Genomic DNA, 19369 nt, shown 5'->3' with positions numbered 1-19369 from the left:
TTAATTGATAACATAACACTAGATATGTAATGTTTTATTTTGTGTCAAGACTATAAAAAAGGAATCTAAAATGAAAAAAACAGTCGCAATTATGGTACTTTTTTGTACATGTGCGCTAAACACTAAACCTGATGTTGAACTTTGGAATAAAAGTAGAAAAACCTTTTATGCTTTACCAATGAATCAAAACCAAATAAGCCTGATCACACAACAAAAAGTTACTGATCAAAATTTTGCAAACCAACTTAAAGCAATTAGCCCTAACGATCGCATAACCACTAATAAAATAAACACCAATGACACCGTGGCTCTTTTTATTACAGATAAAAGAAATGACCCATATATAATAAATTATGAAACTAGCTCAACTGATAAAAAAGCCATCTCAGAAGGTTTTGTAGTACTGCCATACTTTGAATTTGCACCTAACAAAGATATATATGTCCGTATTAAGAGTGATGCGAAAAATGCAAGCGAGATATTTAAAAATAAATTTGGCCCGCAATCTGGTCCACTTTCCGGACTTAAAGGTGTAACTGAAACAGGTTTACCTCTAAAAAACAATGTAAAATCTAAAGATATCGCCAAAAAATCTACTTAGAGATTACGATCTGTTTTTAATCAATCAAATCATTGCATTCACCCCCCAGGGCAAACGCATTTAAAATAGCAAGCCTGTAAGGATTTTTTAAACGAAAAAACTCCTACAAAATTTACTCAATGCTAAATCAAATTAAACACCAACTTTAATGCCTTATCAATTGCAATCATGGTTTGCAGTTCACAGATTGCCATCTGCTTTGCCAATCTTCTTTTATCAATAGCACGAACTTGATCAATCAGAATACGCCCTTCCTTTCCTTCTACTTCGATAGACACGTGAAATGGTAACTTACGTTTAATATTACTGGTAAGCGGAGCAATAATCACGATGTTTGAATACTCGTTTTGTAAATCATTGGAAACAATAACTGCAGGGCGTGTTTTATTTATTTCGCTACCGAGCGTGGGGTCTAATTTAACCCAAAAAATATCTCCTCGTTTGGGAAACTGTTTTACCATTCCCAATCTCCCAGATCAGCATCAGTAGCACTCCACTGCTCAAACGTTTTTTGTATATCAGGATCATTCGCAGCTTCTTGATATGCTCGCTTGAGCTGTTTTTTTTTATCCTCGAGTGCTTTATCAATCAAAGCTGCTACAAAAGCACTCATCTTTTTTCGCCCCACTAACTTTTGTAGTTCTTGATGAGTTTCAGGTGGAATTGAGAAGGTTACGTTTACTTTTTTCATAGAATCACCCCCAGTAACATTTTCTTTAACTTATTAAATAAACATTATCAAATATTACATATTATTGTCAATAAATAATCGAAAAGTATAGACACTCAACTATAGTAAAAAAAGAGACACCCTATTTTGATCATTTTTCCCTGTAAATGAAGACTTTTCAATCAAATCATTGCTTTCACCCCCCCCCCAATTTGATAACATAATGTTAGATATGTAATCATATAAACCTTCATAAAAAAGGAAACTAATATGAAGAAACTATTAATGTTGTCATTGCTGTGCATGACATTGAGTTCATTAAGATCAAGCCCTTTAACAATAACTCGTCACAAAGCTCCTGCACCCGATGCACCCGAAGGATATACTACTACCCGTTATCACTCAGATGATCCTATAGTTCATCAAGAACTGCAATCATGCCGCAAGGAACGGTTCTCAGGGCCTTGGCAAGGGATGGGATCGCCACCTAGTCGATATATATGGGAAAAGTCTTGCGTTGAATCATTAAAGAAAAAATATCCTGGTAAAATAAAAGAAAAAAAATAAAAGAAAAAAAACCCTTTCCTACGGGTCCAGGAGTATATCAATATTCTTCTGCCGGCTAAAGTGATTGAATAAAGAGAGCTCTACATTTTATAGAGCTCCCTTTTAAGTTCCTACAAAATTTGGCAATAAGTATTTGATATCTTCATCGCCAAATCTAAAACCGGCGCCAAGGAAAAATCAATCCATTATCTTCTTTACTCCCAAAGAACATTAATTGGTAATGCAAACATGTTTTTACCAAACGGTACGCACTCAGAACCACCATATAAAACAATGCCTTTAACCAATTTATCGGGAACTTTTTCTTGCAAGTATTTTAACCCTTTAAATGCACTTGCATTCACGCTTGCACCACTCTTGATCTCGATGCCAACGATTTTGCCTGTGCGATCCTCTAAAATGATATCGACCTCTTTACCTTCAAAAGTACGCAAGTGATGTATTTCAGGTTTTATCTTGCTCCATGTCGCCTGTTTTTTTAACTCTCCAACAATAAAATTTTCTAGCACTTTGCCCATCTGCATACTATCAATTAAAGCTCGCTCCATATTGATACCCAATAGATAAGCAAGCAAACCGGAATCAATAAAAAAAACTTTTGGAGATTTGATAAAACGTAAACCCAAATTTGTATGCCATGATAATTGCAATGAAATAATAAAAATTGTTTCTAAAAGTGCAATATAACGATGTACCGTAGGGGCAACCATTTTCATTTCACGCGAAACCTCTGCAACATTAAGCAAGTTTGATGTTCGAAAAGCCAATACTCTTAATAAATTGGGCAATTCGGTTAATTTTTCAATCTGTGCCAAATCTTTAATATCACGCTGCAACAACAGATTAATATATGAACGCATCCATGCCTCAACAGCCTCTTCATCCCCGCCCTGAACTGAAGGATAACCCCCAACTAAAACTTTATGATAAAGCTCCTTCTTTGATAACGTCTTTTTTGGACATTTAAATGGCTTATCACTAAAAGCTGTATCGATAAATGTTTCAGTAATACCTAAAATTTCACCTTGAGACAATGGCATTAAATCAATAATTTCCATACGCCCAGCCAAAGAATCACCTAAGCGTGGAATTAATAATGGATTGGCCGAACCGGTCAAAAGATATCGCCCAGGAACCCTATTATTATCAATATCTTTTTTTATCGGTAAAAATAGCTCCGGCACACGCTGCACTTCATCAATAATAACCGGCTTTTGAATGTTTTCAATAAAACTTGTTGGGTCTGATTTTGCTGCCAAATAAACCGTTTCATCATCAAATGTAAGATAATTAAACCCCCCTTCTTTTAACAATTCTTTTGCTAAAGTTGATTTCCCTACCTGACGTGCTCCGTTAAGCAAAACAATAGGGCTCCGTTTAAGGGCTTTTTCTAAAACCGGCTTAATGTTTCGTTTAAACATATAACCTCCCTGTAAATCGCCAATAGATATAAGACTAAGTAAAAATATCCATATTATATTTTTGCATTCAAAGATTTTCTTATCTTAATCATTTTTTGTAAATTATATCAGCTGCTGTTATTTTTTACAATTACTATAAAAAGATAGCCCACTTTTCCCTGTAAATCATGGATTCTCACACAAATCATTGCATTCACCCCCCCCCAATTGATAACATAAGGTTAGATACGTAAACATACAAACCTTCATAAAAAAGGAAACGAATATGAAGAAACTATTAATGTTGTCATTGCTGTGTGTAACAGTTGGTGCATTTGCATCCCTACTTCCTAACAAAGCTCCTGGCGATCAACGCGCAAAAGAAATACATGGTGTCCAAATATATAGTTGGAGAAACCCAAAAACTGGTAAGACTGAATATGGCACTAGGTCAGATATTCCAGCGGGAATGGAACCAGCCCCAAGTAACTCAATATCAATAACTCGTCAAAACTACAGTCAAGGTTAATTCATTAAAAAAAGGGAGTTCTAAAAAACATAGAGCTCCCTTTTTTAAGTTCCTACAAAATTTGGCAATAAGTATTTGATATCTTCATCACCAAATCTAAAACCGACACCAAGGAAAACTGATTTGTCACACTTGCCAATAAAATCATCAAACTAAAGCGCAACGCTCATTGGAACTTTATATGATTAAACAGCAAATAATTCGTGCTGATTTAAAATTGCACTTTAAATCAGCACGAATTATCAGTAAAAAGAGACACCCTATTTTGATCATTTTTCCCTGTAAATGAAGACTTTTCAATCAAATCATTGCTTTCACCCCCCCCCCCCAATTGATAACATAAAGTTAGATACGTAAATATATAAACCTTCATACAAAAGGAAACGAATATGAAGAAACTATTAATATTGTCGTTGCTGTGTGTAACAGTTGGTGCATTTGCAGGAGGAACAGCAGGAACAGTGCGGGTTGAAGTAGTAGGTAGAAATCTTAATGCGATGCACGAGTCCATCACTGGTGATGAGCAGTATAGACGGGCAATAGCTGCAAGAGACGCTAAATACGGAAAAAGCGGATCTGCTACTAAGTATGACCCTAATGCAGCTATTGCAGCTTTTGATAGACAATATGCAGAGAAAAAAAAGCAGCAAGGCTAAATAAAAAAGGGAATGCATAAATCATTGCATTCCCTTTTTATGTCTCTATAAAATTTGGCTCTTTACTCCGTAACAAAACATTTTTAATCATACACTTGTTTACGATGTTTAATTGCAATAACAATAACTTGAGCTTTTTCTTGATCAATTTTATATACCACGCGGTAATCAGCAACACGCAATCTGCGATACCCTTTCAAACTATAACGCAATGGCTTGCCGTATCCGATCGGATCAATCATTAATCGTTGTTCAATCGCTTTTTGGATCATTTTTTTTGCCGATGCAGGCAGCGATGGAATATCCTTTTTCTGCACATCTGCCAAGTATACTATCGCAAATAACTTTGTTTTATTTCCAAACATCATCATGCGCAACAACTTTTTGAGTCACTGTTTCGCGCTCATCTGCCAATTCTGAAAGCGCCATATCTTCATAACGATCTAAAGCATCAGCAACCAACTCTTGCACCAACTTTGAAGCTGAAATTGATCTCTTTTTTGCTAATTTATTCAAATGATCTGCCATTTCCGGCTCCATGGTGATATTAAACCGTGGTTTATTAGTTGGCATATTCACTCCTCAATGCATGAAACAACCTTTACTTATCATACAAATAAGTGTATCACTTTTGCACACTTTGTGTCAACGAGCTCAAAATAGATATGATTAAACAATAAGGAATTCATACTGATGTAAAATTGCACTTTAAATCAGCATGAATTGTCAGTAAAAAGAGACACCTATTTTGATCATTTTTCCCTGTAAATCATGACTTTTCAATCAAATCATTGCATTCACCCCCCCCCCAATTGATAACATAAGGTTAGATACGTAAATATACAAACCTTCATAAAAAAGGAAACGAATATGAAGAAACTATTAATGTTGTCATTGCTGTGCATAACATCTGGCGTATTTGCATCAAAATTGGGCACCCAGCTTAAACAATCTCTACCTCAAGGTAATAAAAAAGAACTAACTGGGGCTAAGTATGGAAGTTTAGGCAATTTAGTTATAACAAGAGGCGGGTACGTGAGTCCACGAGATGAAAGAATGAATCGTCCATTAGTGCGAGGAGGTCATCCTAATCAAATAGTGCGAGGAGACTACCAAGAGACTCAAGGCTAAATCAATCAATAGAGCTCTACATTTTATAGAGCTCTATTTTTTTAAGTCCCTACAAAATTTGGCAATAAGTATTTGATATCTTCATCGCCAAATCTAAAACCGGCACCAAGGAAAACTGATTTGTCACATTTACTGACAAAATCATCAAAACCAAATGCGATATAAACCGTATCGAATAAGAAAATACGATTGATCCATTTGAGGTGCGGTCGTTCATCGTCAATGCGATTTTGCCCTCTGAAATCATACATTTTAAAGGTAGAAATCAATCCAATGCGATCAGAGTATGGCACAAAAAGATCGGCCGCAAATCCGCCGGTTCCTTCAATCAAACCGGCACGCAATGCAACATAATTGAACACTTTACCAAACTGTAAATCAACTTTAAATGCATTGCGCTTTATGCGTTGCCTGTTTTCATTGAAAATATATTGATATTTTGCCCATTCAGGAAGCTGCTCATCCGAGCATACTTCATTAAAACAGTCATCCGTGAAATCTCTCAATGTTGTTGTTCTACGAATGTAACCCTGCTGAGAAGTCGTTACACCAACTAAATAAAAATAATCAGGCCGCGGATAAATACGCACATTAAAAATCCCTTTAGCATTTTTAAAGCATGAAAATGAAGCCTGTTCGAACATATTCTCAACATGACCATCATACGTAAAATAAAGATCAGAAAATTTGTCAAAAGCATGTGCAACTTGATCTGTGCAAAAACGAACATTGTTATAGATCTGTTCATCCTGCATCATTTTACCCATAAAGCCATTGCCGGCATTAATGTCTCGCGCAATTGCATTGACCTCTTCGAATCCTTGTACCATATGATCCGATGCCGCATCGAGACAATCAGCAGTTTCTTCTGCTCGTTGTGCGAACCGACCAAAATCACGATCAATAACTTGAGCAATATTTTGTACACTTTCAGTAAATGCGGGCAACACTTGTGTGTTAAGCTGATCAACTACATGGTTTACCCCTGAGACAACATGTGTTATTTCATTAACCTGCTGATCTGTGCCTAATGCATCTTTTACTGACTTTGCAATTTCATGTATCTCTGTTGCAATATCTTTAAAACTCCGCATCAATTCATCGACCGAAGCAGGCTCTGTCTGCGGACGGACCAATGAGCTTCCCGGCATAAGTTGCGGCAACGATGGATCACCCGGCACAATTTCAAGATAAACCGGCCCTATAATGCCCTCTTGACGCACAACGCCATATGCATCTTGATACAAATGATAAGCTTTATCAATCATAACATCAGCACGTGCACACATGCCATCTTTATCAACTAATGAAATATCATGAATCCAACCAATATTGACACCGGCTATTTTTACTTCAGCTTTTTTGAGCAATCCTGAGATATCTTGAAAATACAAGGTATGACGAACATATTGATCATGATCAAAACGAAACATACCAAGATAAAAACTCATATAGCCAAATACTGCAATTGCAGCCAAAACAAAAATGCCGACCTTCGTTTCTCGGGTATATCGCAAAGTTGTTCCTTAACAAAGATCACAGCCAGTAAACTTTTTTTATTACAACATCTTCAGGATCATCATCCTTTGATGGTAAACGTTCAACAATAGTAAGTAAGCGCTGTGTAACACGACCTACGGTTGCATAAGTTAAAATAGAAAAAACGTTTGCTTCAAACGTACTGCTCAAAAACGGCTGTAAACTTTTGGGTATACTATTATATTCTTTTCCATAAAGTGACGATAATTGGCTATTCCAATCTTTTTGCCACTGAGCTTTAAGTTTAAATGGTTTCAGCCATTGTGCAACTACCTTTTTTCTTTCTTGTGTGTCTCCAGGTTGCGCACGCTTGAAATTAAACACAGCTGATACTGAATCTGACATCAACCATGGATTAATTTGGGGGTTTGAGGTCCAGACAGTAAACAGATCCATAAGATAAACAGGTTGCTTTATTTTACCCCCCTCTTTGTCACCTGACGGTGGCTCATAGAACAATGCATTTTTAAATGGTTCAAATGCAGATGTGAGCAGCTCAGTTGCATCATTGAAGAATATATCACGATTCTTCAGTTGCTGTTCAAAAGAGCCAAATAACTCTTTACCTCCCATAACAGTTTTAACTGTTTTGAAAATATCTTGCGCCGCTTTTTTACTATCAGCATCTTTTATCAAATTGATAAATTTTTTACTTTTAAAGTCATAAAAAGAGTTTAGATTAAACTTACCATTTTCACACATGATACAAAATTTAATCGTAGCATCAATACCCTCAATATTTTCAGTGAGTTTTATCTCTTGCCACCGATTTAAAGTGGGCAAAATAACCGTAAGCATATCTTTTACTTGTTCCTCTTCAGATGGCTCCTTCTTTTTTTCATCCTCTTTTGTTTCTTTTTTTTGTTGTACCTTTGGTGCAATAATTTGACTGATTGCTAGCTGCACACCACTTTGAGCAAGAATATAAGCTTGCTTTCTTTCAATAGCAATTGTTGCATAGGGAACAAATGTTGTCCCACGATTGGTAATGTACATAACTAAAAACATACATAAAAAAATGAGCATTAAACTAAAAATGAGCACAAAGCCTTTTTTATTTTTATTCATATATTTAAGTCCTGAACATTGCACGTATATTTTGAACCACTGAATTTGCTCCAGTCACTAAAACTTCTTTTTTCGCTTGTTGCTTACTTGGTTGCGGACCAGGTTTTTTTTCTTCTTTTTCATTTTGATCTTTGGGTTCAGGAATTTCGGTAAACTTAGCTGCAACGCCTACAGCAAACTTAAATGTACGATTACGACGCCCAACTTCATCGGCCAAAGTAATTTCCATGGAAACTATATCCGGCAACTTTGATTTTGAACGCGCATCTTTTTTATCTTCATTAATATGCCAATCATCAAAAGTTTTAATCTCAACCTCTTTCTCTTTTTTTTGCTTTTTAACTTCAGACGTATCTTTATTATTTTGAGATTTTCCAGATACTTCTTGCTCCGACTCTTTTTCAACCGTTACGAAAAAAGATAAAGTACAGGATTCAATATTCTCAGCAATTAAATATCTCTCAATTGAACTCTCTTTTTTTGTATAAGGAGCCAACTCTAACCCTTTGCCCTCTTGACGATATAATGAAAAGCGAGGCTGATTTTTAGGTGAATTCTTATCCTCTTGTAATGTATATACCACACGAGCGATGCTCGGCTTTGGCTCTCCAGTTTTTTTGCCCCAATAAACACGCATTGGATTTGCTGTAATAAAACTGAGCATACTCATATTTTTACCCACATTTTTGCTCACAAAGGGATCCTTTAAAACCGCCCGTTTTTGTTCTTTTTTTTCCGGTTCTAATTGTTGTTGTTGTTCATCAGTTGATGCCTCTTTTTGACCTTTGGCCTTTGGTTCAATTGCCTGCACAGGAATAAATGCACCTGCAATGTCTTTTGTAATTTGCTGTTCAACTAAAATTGCACTATCAAAAATATCAGTATAGTCTGTCACATATCGCACAACATTGTTCATTTGATTATATGAAAAAAATAAAATCGTCATCAATAGAGAAGAGATTGCGGTGGCGATTAAAATTTCAAGTAAGGTAAATCCTGATTTCATTTTTTACCTCCACGAGCTGTATCTCCACGAGACTGCGGTGTTCCTTTTTGTTGTTCTTTATCATCCTGATCACCCTGCTTGTCCGAAGGAGGTTTATCTTTTGCTTCATCTTTTTTTTCTTGTTTTTTTGGCATAGGAGGTTCGAACAAAATATTAATAAATTGATCTGACCTCTTTTTGTTTCCCTCTTGCCAATCCCATGTTGTTTTTTCAATGTAAAGATTGTTAAAATTTTTTTGTAATGCTGAATCTTTAGGTACATCTTGAACTTCATAGATAAGCTCAGTTGATGGATCATCAATTTTTTTGGTTATTTTTTTTTGTTCTTTTTTCTTTTTCCTATTTTGTCGAAGAACATTTTCTTCATCAAGAAAAAAATCATAAGCTACAAACATACGCTCTACAGCATTGACCATCTTTAATACTCTAGTAAATACAGTATTTTGCAATGAATAAATAGGAGTAAGAACCACGCCTACAAGCGTCATTGCAAGCAGAACTTCAATAAGTGTAAAACCATTACTTTTTGAATGTATCATATGTTTTAAACTGCGCATTAAAAGGATTCAAAACAAGACCAATTTTTCTTGGTCGACCATTGGTCAACCGATCTACTGTATCGGCAATATTAATAGTAACGCGTTGTGTCATGCCATCCGGAACCACAAAAAACCACGTTTCGCCCGTATCACGACCAACAAAACGTTTGGATTCATCAAAACCTTCAATAAAGAAATTTTTAATCTGCAAATGTTCAGGCCATTCAATTTGAGTATCTAAATACGTGATGCGAGTCTGCTCAAATTTTGGCTGCCCTTGCGCATCCTTTTGATTAGTTTCTTGCTCAACTGAAACTATTTTATTTTTAAAATCAAATAAAACTCTATACAATCTATTTTGCGCCAATGCATTTTGCCAAGCAAGTTGCGTTAATGCATTTAATTTAGCAACAAAGGCCTTACGCTCAGCGCCCGGCTTTTTTCTGCCAACATTAGGAACAACGACGATTGCCATAACCGCAACAATGGCTATGGCAATCAAAATTTCTAATAATGTAAATCCAAATTTAGGAGTCCCAAACACTCAACCATTCCTCTTTTGGTGCTCCACGCCCGTTTTCACCCCATGAATAAAGTTCATACGGCTTTTTACCACTTGGCGTGCGTTTATAGTTAAACCTTCTATCCCATGCATCGCGTGGCTCCTGCTCGAGGTATGGGCCGTCCCATCTTTTTGCATCCGCAGGTTTTTTGACTAAATCGCGTAATTTTTCAGGGTATGAATTATTATCCATATGATACTGTTGAACTGAAGATTTTACACCTTGCAATCTTACTTTTGTTGCATCACGTTTTCCTCTAAATGCCTGCCTCAATAAAGCCGGACCAACAGTTATCGTTACAATCGCAACAATAGCAATTGCAATCAAAATCTCCATTAATGTAAATCCTTCACGAGCTGATCGTGCCTGTGTTATTGTCATATCAGATCTCCTTTATATGCCTGAAATTTCACCAAAATCCATCATTGGAACTGCAATTGCAATTACAATGAACCCTACAACTAAAGCCATAACAACCAAAAGTATTGGCCCTAATGTCGCCGTCATACTATCAGTCAATTCGGCTAAATCTTCTTCATAATTTCGTGCAACCGTTAATAACATCATATCTAAATTTCCGCTTTCTTCTCCCGTCTTAATGAGATAAATTGCAATAGGAGGAAAAATATCTGTTTTCTTAAGGTACTGCGCAATTTTACCCTGTTTTATAATATTATCTCGAGCATCATCTAAAGCATTAGCTAACACACTATTATTGATAATACTCACTACAATGTCTAATGATTCAGCTAGGTTCACGCCACTTTCGATAAGCATACCAAGAGTTGAACTAAACTGTACCACTGCATTCGTTTTAGCAAAATATTTAATCAATGGCATCTTAAGCTTTGCCCTATCAATAAAGCGACGGCCTTCTTTGGTTGCTGCCCAATACATATATCCCATAACCAAAAGAGCGCCCAATAGAATAAGAAAAATCCAATAACTTTGTAAAATCTCTGAAAGGTTAATAATAACTCTTGTAGGCAATGGTAACTCTTTATTTTGTGTTGCAAAATTTTGAGCCATCTGTGGCACAACAAAAATCATCATGACACCAACAACAATAACTGCAACAACCATCTGAATAATAGGCATCATCATTGCAGACTTTACCTGTTTTCTAATCTGCTCACGCCGCTCTAAAAAACCATCCAATCGCTCCAAAATCATTTCCAATTTACCGCTTGCTTCACCTGCACGCACAAGCTGAACATAGATGTTGCTAAAAATTTTTGGATAATCTGACATTGCATCGGCAAGCGCACGCCCTTCTTTGAGGTCATCTTTAATTGCAACAATAACCGTTTGCAATCGTCCGCTAAATTGCTCTGATAAAAGCTCGAATGCTTGTAATAACGGAACCCCCGATTTTAATAATACGGCAAGTTGTTTGGTGAATAAAATCACCTCTTTAACTGATACCCCTTTTTCAAAAAAACGGGCATACCAACTCTTTTTCTTTCCCCCCAAGGAACGCTCTACTTTGGTTGGAAAAATACCTTTACGTTGTAACTGTTCTTTAACAGAAACTTCCGATCCGGCGTCCACATAGCCGGTTATTTTTTTTCCATCTTTTGAAAACGCTTGATAATAATATAATGCCATACTGATTACTTTTTTTACAATTTAACAAATTAAGCTTACAAAAAACGAATAACACTGATATAAAAATTAACGCTCTCTGTCATCCCTGCCTTCTTTGTCATCCCTGCGCAGGCAGGGATCCAATAATAATTCTAAAACCCTATCGTAAACAATATGGATTCCTGCCTTCGCAGGAATGACAGGGGAGAGGCCGCTCCCTTTAAAAACAAGGCTTTATCAACATTTTTATTACGCTCTTAAATCAGCCTTATCTTGATTACATGCCATATTCCATGATAGGATAACAACTAATTACAAAAAAATCCTTTTATTTTAGAGGTACGTATAATGCTTATTTTATCCATCCTTTTATTCACATGTCTACTATCTAGTCATAATGTAAACAGCAAAGATTTTCAACTCCCTGTCAATAGTGTTGCCGAAATGAGTAATTCTATTACATTTGATCACAGTCATTTTTTACAACCAATAAAATTTTCCAATCATGGGCTGCGCTGCTTTATTCGTCATGCATACAATCATCCTGATTATGGAACTGAATTTTTACCCAATAACTTTTTCCATTTTACTCAATTTTTAAAACGCAATACACCACAAACGCGTAGTTATTATCAATCAATATTGCGTATGTTTGGCAATAAACTCAAACAAAGTATGTATATAAATCCATATGCATACTGCCAAATGTTAGATGAAGTGACTCCGCTCTTGCAACAAGCATGTTCTCATGAACTCACACCGGCATACAAGACATTACAAAAGCAAATTTCATCTTCTATGTACGAAACAATGCTCAACAAATTTGATTACCTCAAAATTGATCCTGATGCTTATTTTACCGACTTATCACAAGATATAATCTCTTTGATTCAAACCAGCAATGAACTTTCTGCCGATGCATCAATCGAAGAGCTACGAAAATCATTTATGGTATTTTTTGAAATGACAGTGAATAAACTTATATGGAATCCACAAGAATATGAACAAGCTTGGCGCAATGTGAAAATTATAGCCGATCAACTTGCACGTTTATATGAAAAAGACATTCTTAATGATCAAGATGATCTTAATGATCTGTTTATTACATTACTTGAACGTTTCTGCCTCTTTTTAGATTTATCATATGCTGAAATTCCAATTGAATTCTATCAAAATATTCGCAATGATATTGAGGCAAAAAATCTTTTATTTCTTGAACTTGAACAAGAGCAGTTTATTGAATCAAAATCGCAAAGATTAGAACGTGCAATCACAATGACAGAAGCAAAAACACGCGCATATCATTCAGGCATTTTTGTTTCATAAGGAAGCTATATAAAAACCCTTGATCAACTAAACTAAAGATAAAATAATCTCACTCATACATGCTTTACAACCAAATGCACGTATTTATTTATATGGTTCACGTGCTCGAGGCATAAATGCCGATTTTTCTGATATTGATCTTGCAATAGATACAGGAGAAAAATTACCAATTATAGAACTTGGTGAAATTAAAAGCGTTCTTGAAGGAAGCAACATCATGTATAAAGTTGTTGTAGATTATCATCATATAAATAAAGAAATGAAAGACTCTATAGATAGTGAAAAAATCATATGGAAAAATTAAAAAAAAAATACAGCACTATGCTTCAAGCTCTCAAGACTTTTAAAGAGGCTTCGGTATGATTATTTTCCGTTCTGAATAGCGGCAGCATAATTAAATTGATAAAAGTAATCTTGCCACATTTTGTCATTAGAATTGTACTGATTATCATATACAAAATAATCAATAAGAATTTCTCTCATTCGCAACAACTCTCTTAGCTTTCCACCCTTATTTTTATCATCTAAAATAGTAAGGTCTAATAACTCTAAAGCCCTTGCAAAGGCTTTTTCACTATAATCAATGTTTTCTTTTTTTTTCCAATTGATTACACGCTCAATGTCAGTGCCAACATTGGCTAATTGTTCAAATAAAGAAAACGTAAACCAGCGCTCTAATGATAATCCTTTATGGATCTTCATGACTTCACCAGCTTATGCACAATATTTTTTATTTTTTCTTGAACCACAGGATTTTCAACTATTCTACTACGATTCCCTGAAGAAGGACGCAAATTAATCATAGAATCAAAAATGATAAAATCCTCTGTACCAAAACTATATGGAAACAGATTGATCCCCCATAAATCTTTTTGCTTTGATTCATTTTCCAATAAATAATATTCTTGATCAGCATGCATTTCAGCATCAACAACCATTATTTCTTTCTCAATATCAACAACTGCTTTGACAAGATCATCAAACATATTTTCAGACATTTTTTTTAGTTCTTCGATTGTAATACAATCAGTTACCGTAGTCATTTATTGTTCTCCTGCACTTATTGATATTCAACTTAATTATATCATATCAAAATCTATAAAAAATGTGACCAAATGGATAGGTTTTTGCAAAACCATTTTAATTTCCAAAAAACCCAATGCAGTATTTTATCACAGAAACAATCCGTAGCCAAAACGGTATATCCTGAACTCTTTTTGTATGTTCATCTGTTGCAGAAGTTGGCTTAATATATAGTGCACAAAATCGTTCAACATCTACACCTTTGATATTAAAACATGCATCTATTTTTTTATAATCCAATGCGGGTAACAGTTTTTCTACCTCAAGCATATGCGCTCGTCCTACGCATATAAAAATAGCACTATCAGTATTGCATGTAACTTGATTCTTATAAACTTCATGCAGAATAACTGCATCAACCAACTGTACTGATGCTAAATCAAATATATGTGTCAATATCATCCTCAAATCTGCTCGATGCTTTTGACTATTTTTATCATGCTTAATATGATATAAAACTTTTTTTAAGTTATTAAACCAAACTTGAAAATCATCAATAGCTGCCGAATTGAAAATGTTCAACTTAACTGCATAATGCATTTAACTGTAATGAATCATCAAATGACTCAACTGTATTTAACACTGTTTCAACTATGCCATTGATTATTTTACAATGACTAAAACCATGCTCATCTATAAGTTCAATTAAGTCCGGTAATTGGCCGGTAACAACCTGACGAAATTCAATATTTGTACAAGCAATATCATGCTCTTTTGCAAGCTCAGGAACAAGAACAATGCCACTAATAACACCATCAATGACATCTTGACGGCGATAGGCATTCATTTCATTTTGAAAATCCTGAAAATCTTCCATTAAACGCTTATGCTCTACTGAGCCATCATCATTTTCTTTCAACTTTTGCATTGAAATTTGATAATTAAGTGCATCTTCTATAATAATTTCATTTTTACCGGGGACTTTTGTAATAAACTCCATAAGACGCTCAACCTGTTTCAGGCCTTTTTGCATAATGCGATGCCTATCTCCACAACATAAAACATGTTGTTTTTCTCCGGTTGCCAACTTTTTTTGCCACAGATTTACATGCGTAAAGTCTGCCTTGATTATAGACGCGCAAAAGACTAACATTATTATAAATAATTTTTTCATGATAAACCTCTTATTTTTGATTGAACAAATTAAAACAATAAGAAAAAAACAAAGATATGCGGAGCCATAAAGATTTTACCATATCATGCTCTTGACTATGACTTAATACGTATGGTTCACAAAGTTGTTTAAGTTGAATCCCAGATCGATCTTTTTTATTTTCAATTTTTGTATACCCTAAAGGCATTAACATATTTTCTATAGCCTGCATATGAGCCAAACCACAACACACAACAACAGTGTTTTGCGCATCAATTACAAGTTGTTTTTTAAATATCTCATGCATTATTTGAACATCAATTAAATCTACGGTACAAAGATCAAGCAAATAATCAATCATTTCCTTTAGCTCATCTTTCAACTTAGCAGATGCCCCTATAGACTTAATCTCATTAATAATGTCTGTTAAATTATCGCGTATAGCAAAACTATCTTCTTTCGTTGCCGGCAAAAACAAATCTGCATTATAAGCATCAGGATTATTTAAAAACAAGTTATATAAATACAGGCTCAACTCCTGATAAGTTAATTTTTCCCGTTCCATTATAGAACAGATATAGTTCATAAAAGGCAAAAATTGCTGCACCTTTTTTTGATAAAATTCATTTAATTTTTCATTATCATTAAAAAGCCTCATCCTTTCAACCTTGCGCTGAAGCATCCAAGACATTACCGGCTTTATTGAAGCACAGTCCTTTATATCATAAGGCTGCATATCAGATGAAAAACTATTTCGAAAATCAACATTAGTACATTCAACAGAATGCTTATTTGCAAAATAAGGAATCAAAAAGAGCAATGAGTTATCCTCATTTTTTGCTCGATCCACTCTATGAGCTTCATGCTTGGAGTAACGATCTTGCACTTGTTGCTGCAATTGAACTACATCTTGCTGTTTTGATTCTTCAAAAAACACCTTAATATCTTCAACAACACCATTTAAATCATTAAAATCTTCTACAATTATATGGCTGTTTTTATCATTAGATACTAGCTGTACAACCTCTTGAGCCTGAATAAAGCCCTTTTCTTTGATATCATGCTGATCTCCACACAAAATCAATCGTTGAACTTGCCCAGATGAAGTCAACTTATGCCAAACAGAAACTTCAACAAAGTCTGCTTGTAAAAATACAGATAAAACACCTAAGAATATAGGTAAAATAAAACTTTTTCTTTCCATTTTTTTCCTCCATTTTTATACTATAATGCTAACATATATGATAATTATGTCAAATTGCATTTTTTTAGAGGCAAAATAGGAGAAAACAGCTCTTTTTTAACTTCAAAATAGGTTGATTTAATCAGTACAGTTTTGATATGGTTAAAAACAGATTAACGATAAAAAGTTACAGAAGAAGATCATTAGCGATACTCCAATAGCTAATAACACAATTAACGATGTTTAAAAACGAATAAAACTATAACCTTTTTTAAACAACATAGTTATTTAAAAAAAAAGGAAAAATCATGAACACAAATTATACACAAAACTTAATCGATCATCTTTATCGAACTATTAAAAAATGTGAAGAAACAATCCAGACATGCTCAGCCGCACAAAAAGAAGATGCTTTAGGTATTGATGCAAACAATACATGCGTCAAACAATGCAGAGAGTGCATAGACGTAATTAACCAACTTTTACAGACGGCATCCTTTTATCTTACACATACAAAAGAAACCGATAGCATTCGATTGGTCAATGACATGATTGAGAAATGCAATATATGCATTAAAAATTGTAATGATATCATTTCATCATGTGATACGATCAGCAAGCGTTGTAACGGCATGATCGCTAGCTGTTTAAATACTTTTAACGACTGCATCGATGCCTGCAGAAAATGCGCTGAACATCCTGATTTATAATACAAGACGATACGCATCTATGAAATTGAACCAAAACAAGAAACTGAAATCATCATCTTTTTTCATGATATAATCTTTAGAAACTGCAAAAGCGTTAAACGTATTGAATAATATTACTTTTGTGCAACAAATAACATTTGATCAAATGGACCATTATCTTGATACCCGGATTTCACTTGAATATGTTTAAATCCAACATGTTCAAGCATCATTTGAAATTCAAAACGACTATACCAACGGATAGTCATCTCTTTTTCTTCTTTGGCAATACAGATATCATCTTGCCAAATCTCATAACGATACTGAGCAAAAACTAACTGCTCTATCGGATCATGAATCAATTTTTCATGCACAATAATTTCTTGATTATCCTTTTTTATTGGCTCATGTCGATGCCATTGACCAAATGTAGGCGCATTATACCATGGCAAATAAAGATAGATAATTAACGTGCCATCAAGCATTAAATGTTCATAAAACTTGTGCAATGCTTGTTGCGCATCTTCTCTATCGACAATTTGTTGATATGATCCAAGAGGACTGAACATACAACCATATGTTTTTGACAACTGTAGTGATTGCATTTTTTGTTGATACAAAATCGGATTTACATTATTTTTTTTAGCTTTATCTTTGCACAGTTGCAACATATGTGATGAACTATCAAACCCTTCAATATCATATCCACGTTTTAATAAAGGAATTAATATCCGCCCCGTACCACATGCAATTTCTAATGCCGGCTCTTGTGATTGCTTAATATAATGTTCAAAAAAAGAAATTTCTTCTTGATCAATCTCAGAAAAAAAAGAATCATATAATGTTGCCGAAAGACCGGAATAAAAATGCATATATATCTTTAGCTATACCATCTTAAAAATTCAATCCGAACACAAAGCCTGCAGTTTGCGCAACAATAGAACGCTTACCATTAAATGGAATATTCACAAAGCCTGCAACATATGGTGACCAACCATAACAATCGGCCATGTGTTCTTGAAAATCATAACTCAAAATAAAGAACGCATCATGTGTCGTGAATCCTTGTAAACTGATTGCAGAGTTTGCAATTTCAGTTGAGAACTCATTTGAGGTAAGTGATAAGATGTCCTCACCACGTTTATAAAATTGATATGCAACTTCAAATGACGCACCATAAAGCACTTTATAGAACTGCCAGTACAGACTAAATTGCTGCGTTAAGCCATAATCTTTAAATGCCGATGTTTTTTGCAACAACAACAAATCGGTTTGACGTACATCTGTTTTTATTCTTCTACAACGTGTATTACCAAACAAATGCATTAACTGTACATCAAATCCTGCTTTGAGGTATTGACCCAAATAAAGATCCAACCCAAGTGCGAACACTACACCAATAGCATCGTCATTGCCAAATGAAAAAGCTAGTATTTTATCTTCATCAGTTTTTAAACCTGAAGGCAATGTCATGCCCAAACGACCGTTTATCGTTACATTATGCAACAGTTCTTTTTGTTGCGGAAAATCATTTATCCATTCAAGCGAAACAGTGGTATCACCAACACCCGATCTACGCCAACCGGTGATATCAAGATCACCTAACTCACACACATTATCAACAAAACAATCGGTGAGATAGGCATGCACGCGGGCATCCTCGATAGAAACATCCGATGTTAAATCCTGCCAAACAACATCAGTCAAACTCATTTTATAAAATGGTAAATAGAAAGCTAATGATAAATTATGATGCATAAAAAAACGCATCCCAAAACGCAATGCTGCATCAACATCAAACGATCCACAAGGAACAAATTGTCCACGAAAGCAATCATCATCCGCATCGACACGAATACGTTTTTGTCCAATCTTTGTGCTTGGATCAAAACCATTTAACATTGCCAACGCATTTTGCTGACATTGATATATTTGCAAAGGATTAACTTGCTCGCCATCAAAATCAAATGCTTTATCACCAAAACCAAATTGGCCGATTGAATACAGTTGCAACCAACTATTCGGTTCTTTTGGCGGACGTAACACAATTTGATAGGGACGAATTAAATTCATACTATATAGACTGGTTGCAGACACTATGCAACACAGGAGCAAAACCAGTCGCTTTATTCTAAACAT

At 34.9% G+C, this 19369-nt stretch carries 26 protein-coding genes; 7 read left to right on the top strand and 19 right to left on the bottom strand.

Translation table 11 applies throughout. The features are described from left to right. Window positions 1-70 precede the first annotated feature (70 nt). Window positions 71-601 (top strand): hypothetical protein, encoded by a 531-nt coding sequence (locus tag WD055_00570; GenBank protein ID MEX0848704.1) that lies wholly within the window; start codon window positions 71-73, stop codon window positions 599-601. A gap of 122 nt (window positions 602-723) precedes the next feature. Here WD055_00570 and WD055_00565 read toward each other — a convergent pair whose 3' ends face one another. Together WD055_00565 and WD055_00560 are read right to left on the bottom strand one after the other, a co-directional pair. Further along, window positions 724-1062 carry a type II toxin-antitoxin system PemK/MazF family toxin gene (locus WD055_00565; protein ID MEX0848703.1) on the bottom strand — a complete coding sequence of 113 codons (339 nt, stop codon included), beginning with the start codon at window positions 1060-1062 and terminating at the stop codon, window positions 724-726. Continuing rightward, window positions 1056-1292 carry a hypothetical protein gene (locus WD055_00560; protein ID MEX0848702.1) on the bottom strand — a complete coding sequence of 79 codons (237 nt, stop codon included), beginning with the start codon at window positions 1290-1292 and terminating at the stop codon, window positions 1056-1058. Before WD055_00560 ends, WD055_00565 begins: the two co-directional genes overlap by 7 nt. A 249-nt stretch (window positions 1293-1541) precedes the next feature. Between WD055_00560 and WD055_00555 the strand changes: the two genes are divergently transcribed. Continuing rightward, the gene (locus WD055_00555) at window positions 1542-1838 is read left to right on the top strand and encodes a hypothetical protein (protein ID MEX0848701.1); all 297 of its coding nucleotides are present in this window, start codon (window positions 1542-1544) and stop codon (window positions 1836-1838) included. Between the two features lie 194 nt (window positions 1839-2032). Here the strand turns inward: WD055_00555 and WD055_00550 are convergent, their stop codons facing one another. Then, entirely contained in the window at window positions 2033-3259 is a 1227-nt protein-coding gene (locus tag WD055_00550; protein ID MEX0848700.1) for an ATP-binding protein, read from the bottom strand. 265 nt (window positions 3260-3524) lie between these two features. On the opposite strand from WD055_00550, the gene WD055_00545 reads away from it, so the two are divergent. After that, window positions 3525-3767, top strand: coding sequence for a hypothetical protein (locus WD055_00545; protein ID MEX0848699.1), 243 nt, complete (start codon window positions 3525-3527; stop codon window positions 3765-3767). A gap of 389 nt (window positions 3768-4156) precedes the next feature. Then, window positions 4157-4423: a hypothetical protein gene (locus WD055_00540; GenBank protein ID MEX0848698.1), complete on the top strand. Its 267-nt coding sequence runs from the start codon at window positions 4157-4159 to the stop codon at window positions 4421-4423. An 83-nt stretch (window positions 4424-4506) separates the two neighbouring features. Here the strand turns inward: WD055_00540 and WD055_00535 are convergent, their stop codons facing one another. Together WD055_00535 and WD055_00530 are read right to left on the bottom strand one after the other, a co-directional pair. Further along, window positions 4507-4794, bottom strand: a complete 288-nt coding sequence (locus tag WD055_00535) for a type II toxin-antitoxin system RelE/ParE family toxin (protein MEX0848697.1) — start codon at window positions 4792-4794, stop codon at window positions 4507-4509. Further along, window positions 4775-4996 (bottom strand): CopG family transcriptional regulator, encoded by a 222-nt coding sequence (locus tag WD055_00530; GenBank protein MEX0848696.1) that lies wholly within the window; start codon window positions 4994-4996, stop codon window positions 4775-4777. Before WD055_00530 ends, WD055_00535 begins: the two co-directional genes overlap by 20 nt. A 297-nt stretch (window positions 4997-5293) precedes the next feature. Here WD055_00530 and WD055_00525 point away from each other — a divergent pair, with 297 nt between their 5' ends. After that, window positions 5294-5554, top strand: coding sequence for a hypothetical protein (locus WD055_00525; GenBank protein MEX0848695.1), 261 nt, complete (start codon window positions 5294-5296; stop codon window positions 5552-5554). A 41-nt stretch (window positions 5555-5595) separates the two neighbouring features. On the opposite strand, the gene WD055_00520 is transcribed toward WD055_00525, so the two are convergent. The 7 genes from WD055_00520 to WD055_00490 are packed head-to-tail and all read right to left on the bottom strand — an operon-like array spanning window position 5596 to window position 11877. After that, window positions 5596-7071 carry an MlaD family protein gene (locus WD055_00520; GenBank protein MEX0848694.1) on the bottom strand — a complete coding sequence of 492 codons (1476 nt, stop codon included), beginning with the start codon at window positions 7069-7071 and terminating at the stop codon, window positions 5596-5598. Window positions 7072-7090: 19 nt separating this feature from the next. Next, window positions 7091-8161 carry a hypothetical protein gene (locus WD055_00515; protein ID MEX0848693.1) on the bottom strand — a complete coding sequence of 357 codons (1071 nt, stop codon included), beginning with the start codon at window positions 8159-8161 and terminating at the stop codon, window positions 7091-7093. Between the two features lie 4 nt (window positions 8162-8165). Continuing rightward, window positions 8166-9167, bottom strand: a complete 1002-nt coding sequence (locus WD055_00510; protein ID MEX0848692.1) for a prepilin-type N-terminal cleavage/methylation domain-containing protein — start codon at window positions 9165-9167, stop codon at window positions 8166-8168. Next, complete coding sequence (locus WD055_00505) at window positions 9164-9706, bottom strand: prepilin-type N-terminal cleavage/methylation domain-containing protein (protein MEX0848691.1); 543 nt, start codon at window positions 9704-9706, stop codon at window positions 9164-9166. Before WD055_00505 ends, WD055_00510 begins: the two co-directional genes overlap by 4 nt. Then, window positions 9687-10250, bottom strand: a complete 564-nt coding sequence (locus tag WD055_00500) for a prepilin-type N-terminal cleavage/methylation domain-containing protein (GenBank protein ID MEX0848690.1) — start codon at window positions 10248-10250, stop codon at window positions 9687-9689. Before WD055_00500 ends, WD055_00505 begins: the two co-directional genes overlap by 20 nt. Beyond that, on the bottom strand, window positions 10234-10650 hold the full coding sequence (locus tag WD055_00495) for a type II secretion system protein GspG (protein MEX0848689.1): 417 nt from the start codon (window positions 10648-10650) through the stop codon (window positions 10234-10236). Before WD055_00495 ends, WD055_00500 begins: the two co-directional genes overlap by 17 nt. Window positions 10651-10662: 12 nt before the next feature. Continuing rightward, the gene (locus WD055_00490; GenBank protein ID MEX0848688.1) at window positions 10663-11877 is read right to left on the bottom strand and encodes a type II secretion system F family protein; all 1215 of its coding nucleotides are present in this window, start codon (window positions 11875-11877) and stop codon (window positions 10663-10665) included. Between the two features lie 423 nt (window positions 11878-12300). Here WD055_00490 and WD055_00485 point away from each other — a divergent pair, with 423 nt between their 5' ends. Then, on the top strand, window positions 12301-13182 hold the full coding sequence (locus WD055_00485; protein MEX0848687.1) for a hypothetical protein: 882 nt from the start codon (window positions 12301-12303) through the stop codon (window positions 13180-13182). 363 nt (window positions 13183-13545) lie between these two features. On the opposite strand, the gene WD055_00480 is transcribed toward WD055_00485, so the two are convergent. From WD055_00480 to WD055_00460, 5 genes are all read right to left on the bottom strand, one after another. Further along, complete coding sequence (locus WD055_00480; protein ID MEX0848686.1) at window positions 13546-13884, bottom strand: hypothetical protein; 339 nt, start codon at window positions 13882-13884, stop codon at window positions 13546-13548. Further along, entirely contained in the window at window positions 13881-14225 is a 345-nt protein-coding gene (locus WD055_00475) for a DUF5674 family protein (protein MEX0848685.1), read from the bottom strand. Before WD055_00475 ends, WD055_00480 begins: the two co-directional genes overlap by 4 nt. Window positions 14226-14322: 97 nt before the next feature. Next, window positions 14323-14805: a hypothetical protein gene (locus WD055_00470; GenBank protein ID MEX0848684.1), complete on the bottom strand. Its 483-nt coding sequence runs from the start codon at window positions 14803-14805 to the stop codon at window positions 14323-14325. Continuing rightward, the gene (locus tag WD055_00465) at window positions 14789-15379 is read right to left on the bottom strand and encodes a hypothetical protein (GenBank protein ID MEX0848683.1); all 591 of its coding nucleotides are present in this window, start codon (window positions 15377-15379) and stop codon (window positions 14789-14791) included. Before WD055_00465 ends, WD055_00470 begins: the two co-directional genes overlap by 17 nt. A 10-nt stretch (window positions 15380-15389) precedes the next feature. Then, entirely contained in the window at window positions 15390-16562 is a 1173-nt protein-coding gene (locus WD055_00460) for a hypothetical protein (protein ID MEX0848682.1), read from the bottom strand. 287 nt (window positions 16563-16849) lie between these two features. Between WD055_00460 and WD055_00455 the strand changes: the two genes are divergently transcribed. Then, window positions 16850-17251, top strand: a complete 402-nt coding sequence (locus WD055_00455) for a hypothetical protein (protein MEX0848681.1) — start codon at window positions 16850-16852, stop codon at window positions 17249-17251. Between the two features lie 113 nt (window positions 17252-17364). Here the strand turns inward: WD055_00455 and WD055_00450 are convergent, their stop codons facing one another. Both WD055_00450 and WD055_00445 read right to left on the bottom strand, forming a co-directional pair. Then, window positions 17365-18102, bottom strand: a complete 738-nt coding sequence (locus tag WD055_00450) for a class I SAM-dependent methyltransferase (protein MEX0848680.1) — start codon at window positions 18100-18102, stop codon at window positions 17365-17367. Between the two features lie 22 nt (window positions 18103-18124). After that, window positions 18125-19369 carry a hypothetical protein gene (locus WD055_00445; GenBank protein ID MEX0848679.1) on the bottom strand — a complete coding sequence of 415 codons (1245 nt, stop codon included), beginning with the start codon at window positions 19367-19369 and terminating at the stop codon, window positions 18125-18127.

This window comes from Candidatus Dependentiae bacterium, from assembly GCA_040878395.1.
Classification (GTDB): domain Bacteria; phylum Babelota; class Babeliae; order Babelales; family Vermiphilaceae; genus JAKBEL01.
The sequence above is the reverse complement of the archived record's forward strand: the minus strand, read 5'-3'. Positions and strand labels throughout refer to the sequence as shown.

Coding starts and splice junctions, on each gene's coding strand:
- WD055_00570 (MEX0848704.1), top strand. CDS start 71: ATGAAAAAAACAGTCGCAATTATGGTACTTTTTTGTACATGTGCGCTA.
- WD055_00565 (MEX0848703.1), bottom strand. CDS start 1,062: ATGGTAAAACAGTTTCCCAAACGAGGAGATATTTTTTGGGTTAAATTA.
- WD055_00560 (MEX0848702.1), bottom strand. CDS start 1,292: ATGAAAAAAGTAAACGTAACCTTCTCAATTCCACCTGAAACTCATCAA.
- WD055_00555 (MEX0848701.1), top strand. CDS start 1,542: ATGAAGAAACTATTAATGTTGTCATTGCTGTGCATGACATTGAGTTCA.
- WD055_00550 (MEX0848700.1), bottom strand. CDS start 3,259: ATGTTTAAACGAAACATTAAGCCGGTTTTAGAAAAAGCCCTTAAACGG.
- WD055_00545 (MEX0848699.1), top strand. CDS start 3,525: ATGAAGAAACTATTAATGTTGTCATTGCTGTGTGTAACAGTTGGTGCA.
- WD055_00540 (MEX0848698.1), top strand. CDS start 4,157: ATGAAGAAACTATTAATATTGTCGTTGCTGTGTGTAACAGTTGGTGCA.
- WD055_00535 (MEX0848697.1), bottom strand. CDS start 4,794: ATGATGATGTTTGGAAATAAAACAAAGTTATTTGCGATAGTATACTTG.
- WD055_00530 (MEX0848696.1), bottom strand. CDS start 4,996: ATGCCAACTAATAAACCACGGTTTAATATCACCATGGAGCCGGAAATG.
- WD055_00525 (MEX0848695.1), top strand. CDS start 5,294: ATGAAGAAACTATTAATGTTGTCATTGCTGTGCATAACATCTGGCGTA.
- WD055_00515 (MEX0848693.1), bottom strand. CDS start 8,161: ATGAATAAAAATAAAAAAGGCTTTGTGCTCATTTTTAGTTTAATGCTC.
- WD055_00510 (MEX0848692.1), bottom strand. CDS start 9,167: ATGAAATCAGGATTTACCTTACTTGAAATTTTAATCGCCACCGCAATC.
- WD055_00505 (MEX0848691.1), bottom strand. CDS start 9,706: ATGATACATTCAAAAAGTAATGGTTTTACACTTATTGAAGTTCTGCTT.
- WD055_00495 (MEX0848689.1), bottom strand. CDS start 10,650: ATGACAATAACACAGGCACGATCAGCTCGTGAAGGATTTACATTAATG.
- WD055_00490 (MEX0848688.1), bottom strand. CDS start 11,877: ATGGCATTATATTATTATCAAGCGTTTTCAAAAGATGGAAAAAAAATA.
- WD055_00485 (MEX0848687.1), top strand. CDS start 12,301: ATGAGTAATTCTATTACATTTGATCACAGTCATTTTTTACAACCAATA.
- WD055_00480 (MEX0848686.1), bottom strand. CDS start 13,884: ATGAAGATCCATAAAGGATTATCATTAGAGCGCTGGTTTACGTTTTCT.
- WD055_00475 (MEX0848685.1), bottom strand. CDS start 14,225: ATGACTACGGTAACTGATTGTATTACAATCGAAGAACTAAAAAAAATG.
- WD055_00470 (MEX0848684.1), bottom strand. CDS start 14,805: ATGCATTATGCAGTTAAGTTGAACATTTTCAATTCGGCAGCTATTGAT.
- WD055_00465 (MEX0848683.1), bottom strand. CDS start 15,379: ATGAAAAAATTATTTATAATAATGTTAGTCTTTTGCGCGTCTATAATC.
- WD055_00460 (MEX0848682.1), bottom strand. CDS start 16,562: ATGGAAAGAAAAAGTTTTATTTTACCTATATTCTTAGGTGTTTTATCT.
- WD055_00455 (MEX0848681.1), top strand. CDS start 16,850: ATGAACACAAATTATACACAAAACTTAATCGATCATCTTTATCGAACT.
- WD055_00450 (MEX0848680.1), bottom strand. CDS start 18,102: ATGCATTTTTATTCCGGTCTTTCGGCAACATTATATGATTCTTTTTTT.
- WD055_00445 (MEX0848679.1), bottom strand. CDS start 19,369: ATGTTTAGAATAAAGCGACTGGTTTTGCTCCTGTGTTGCATAGTGTCT.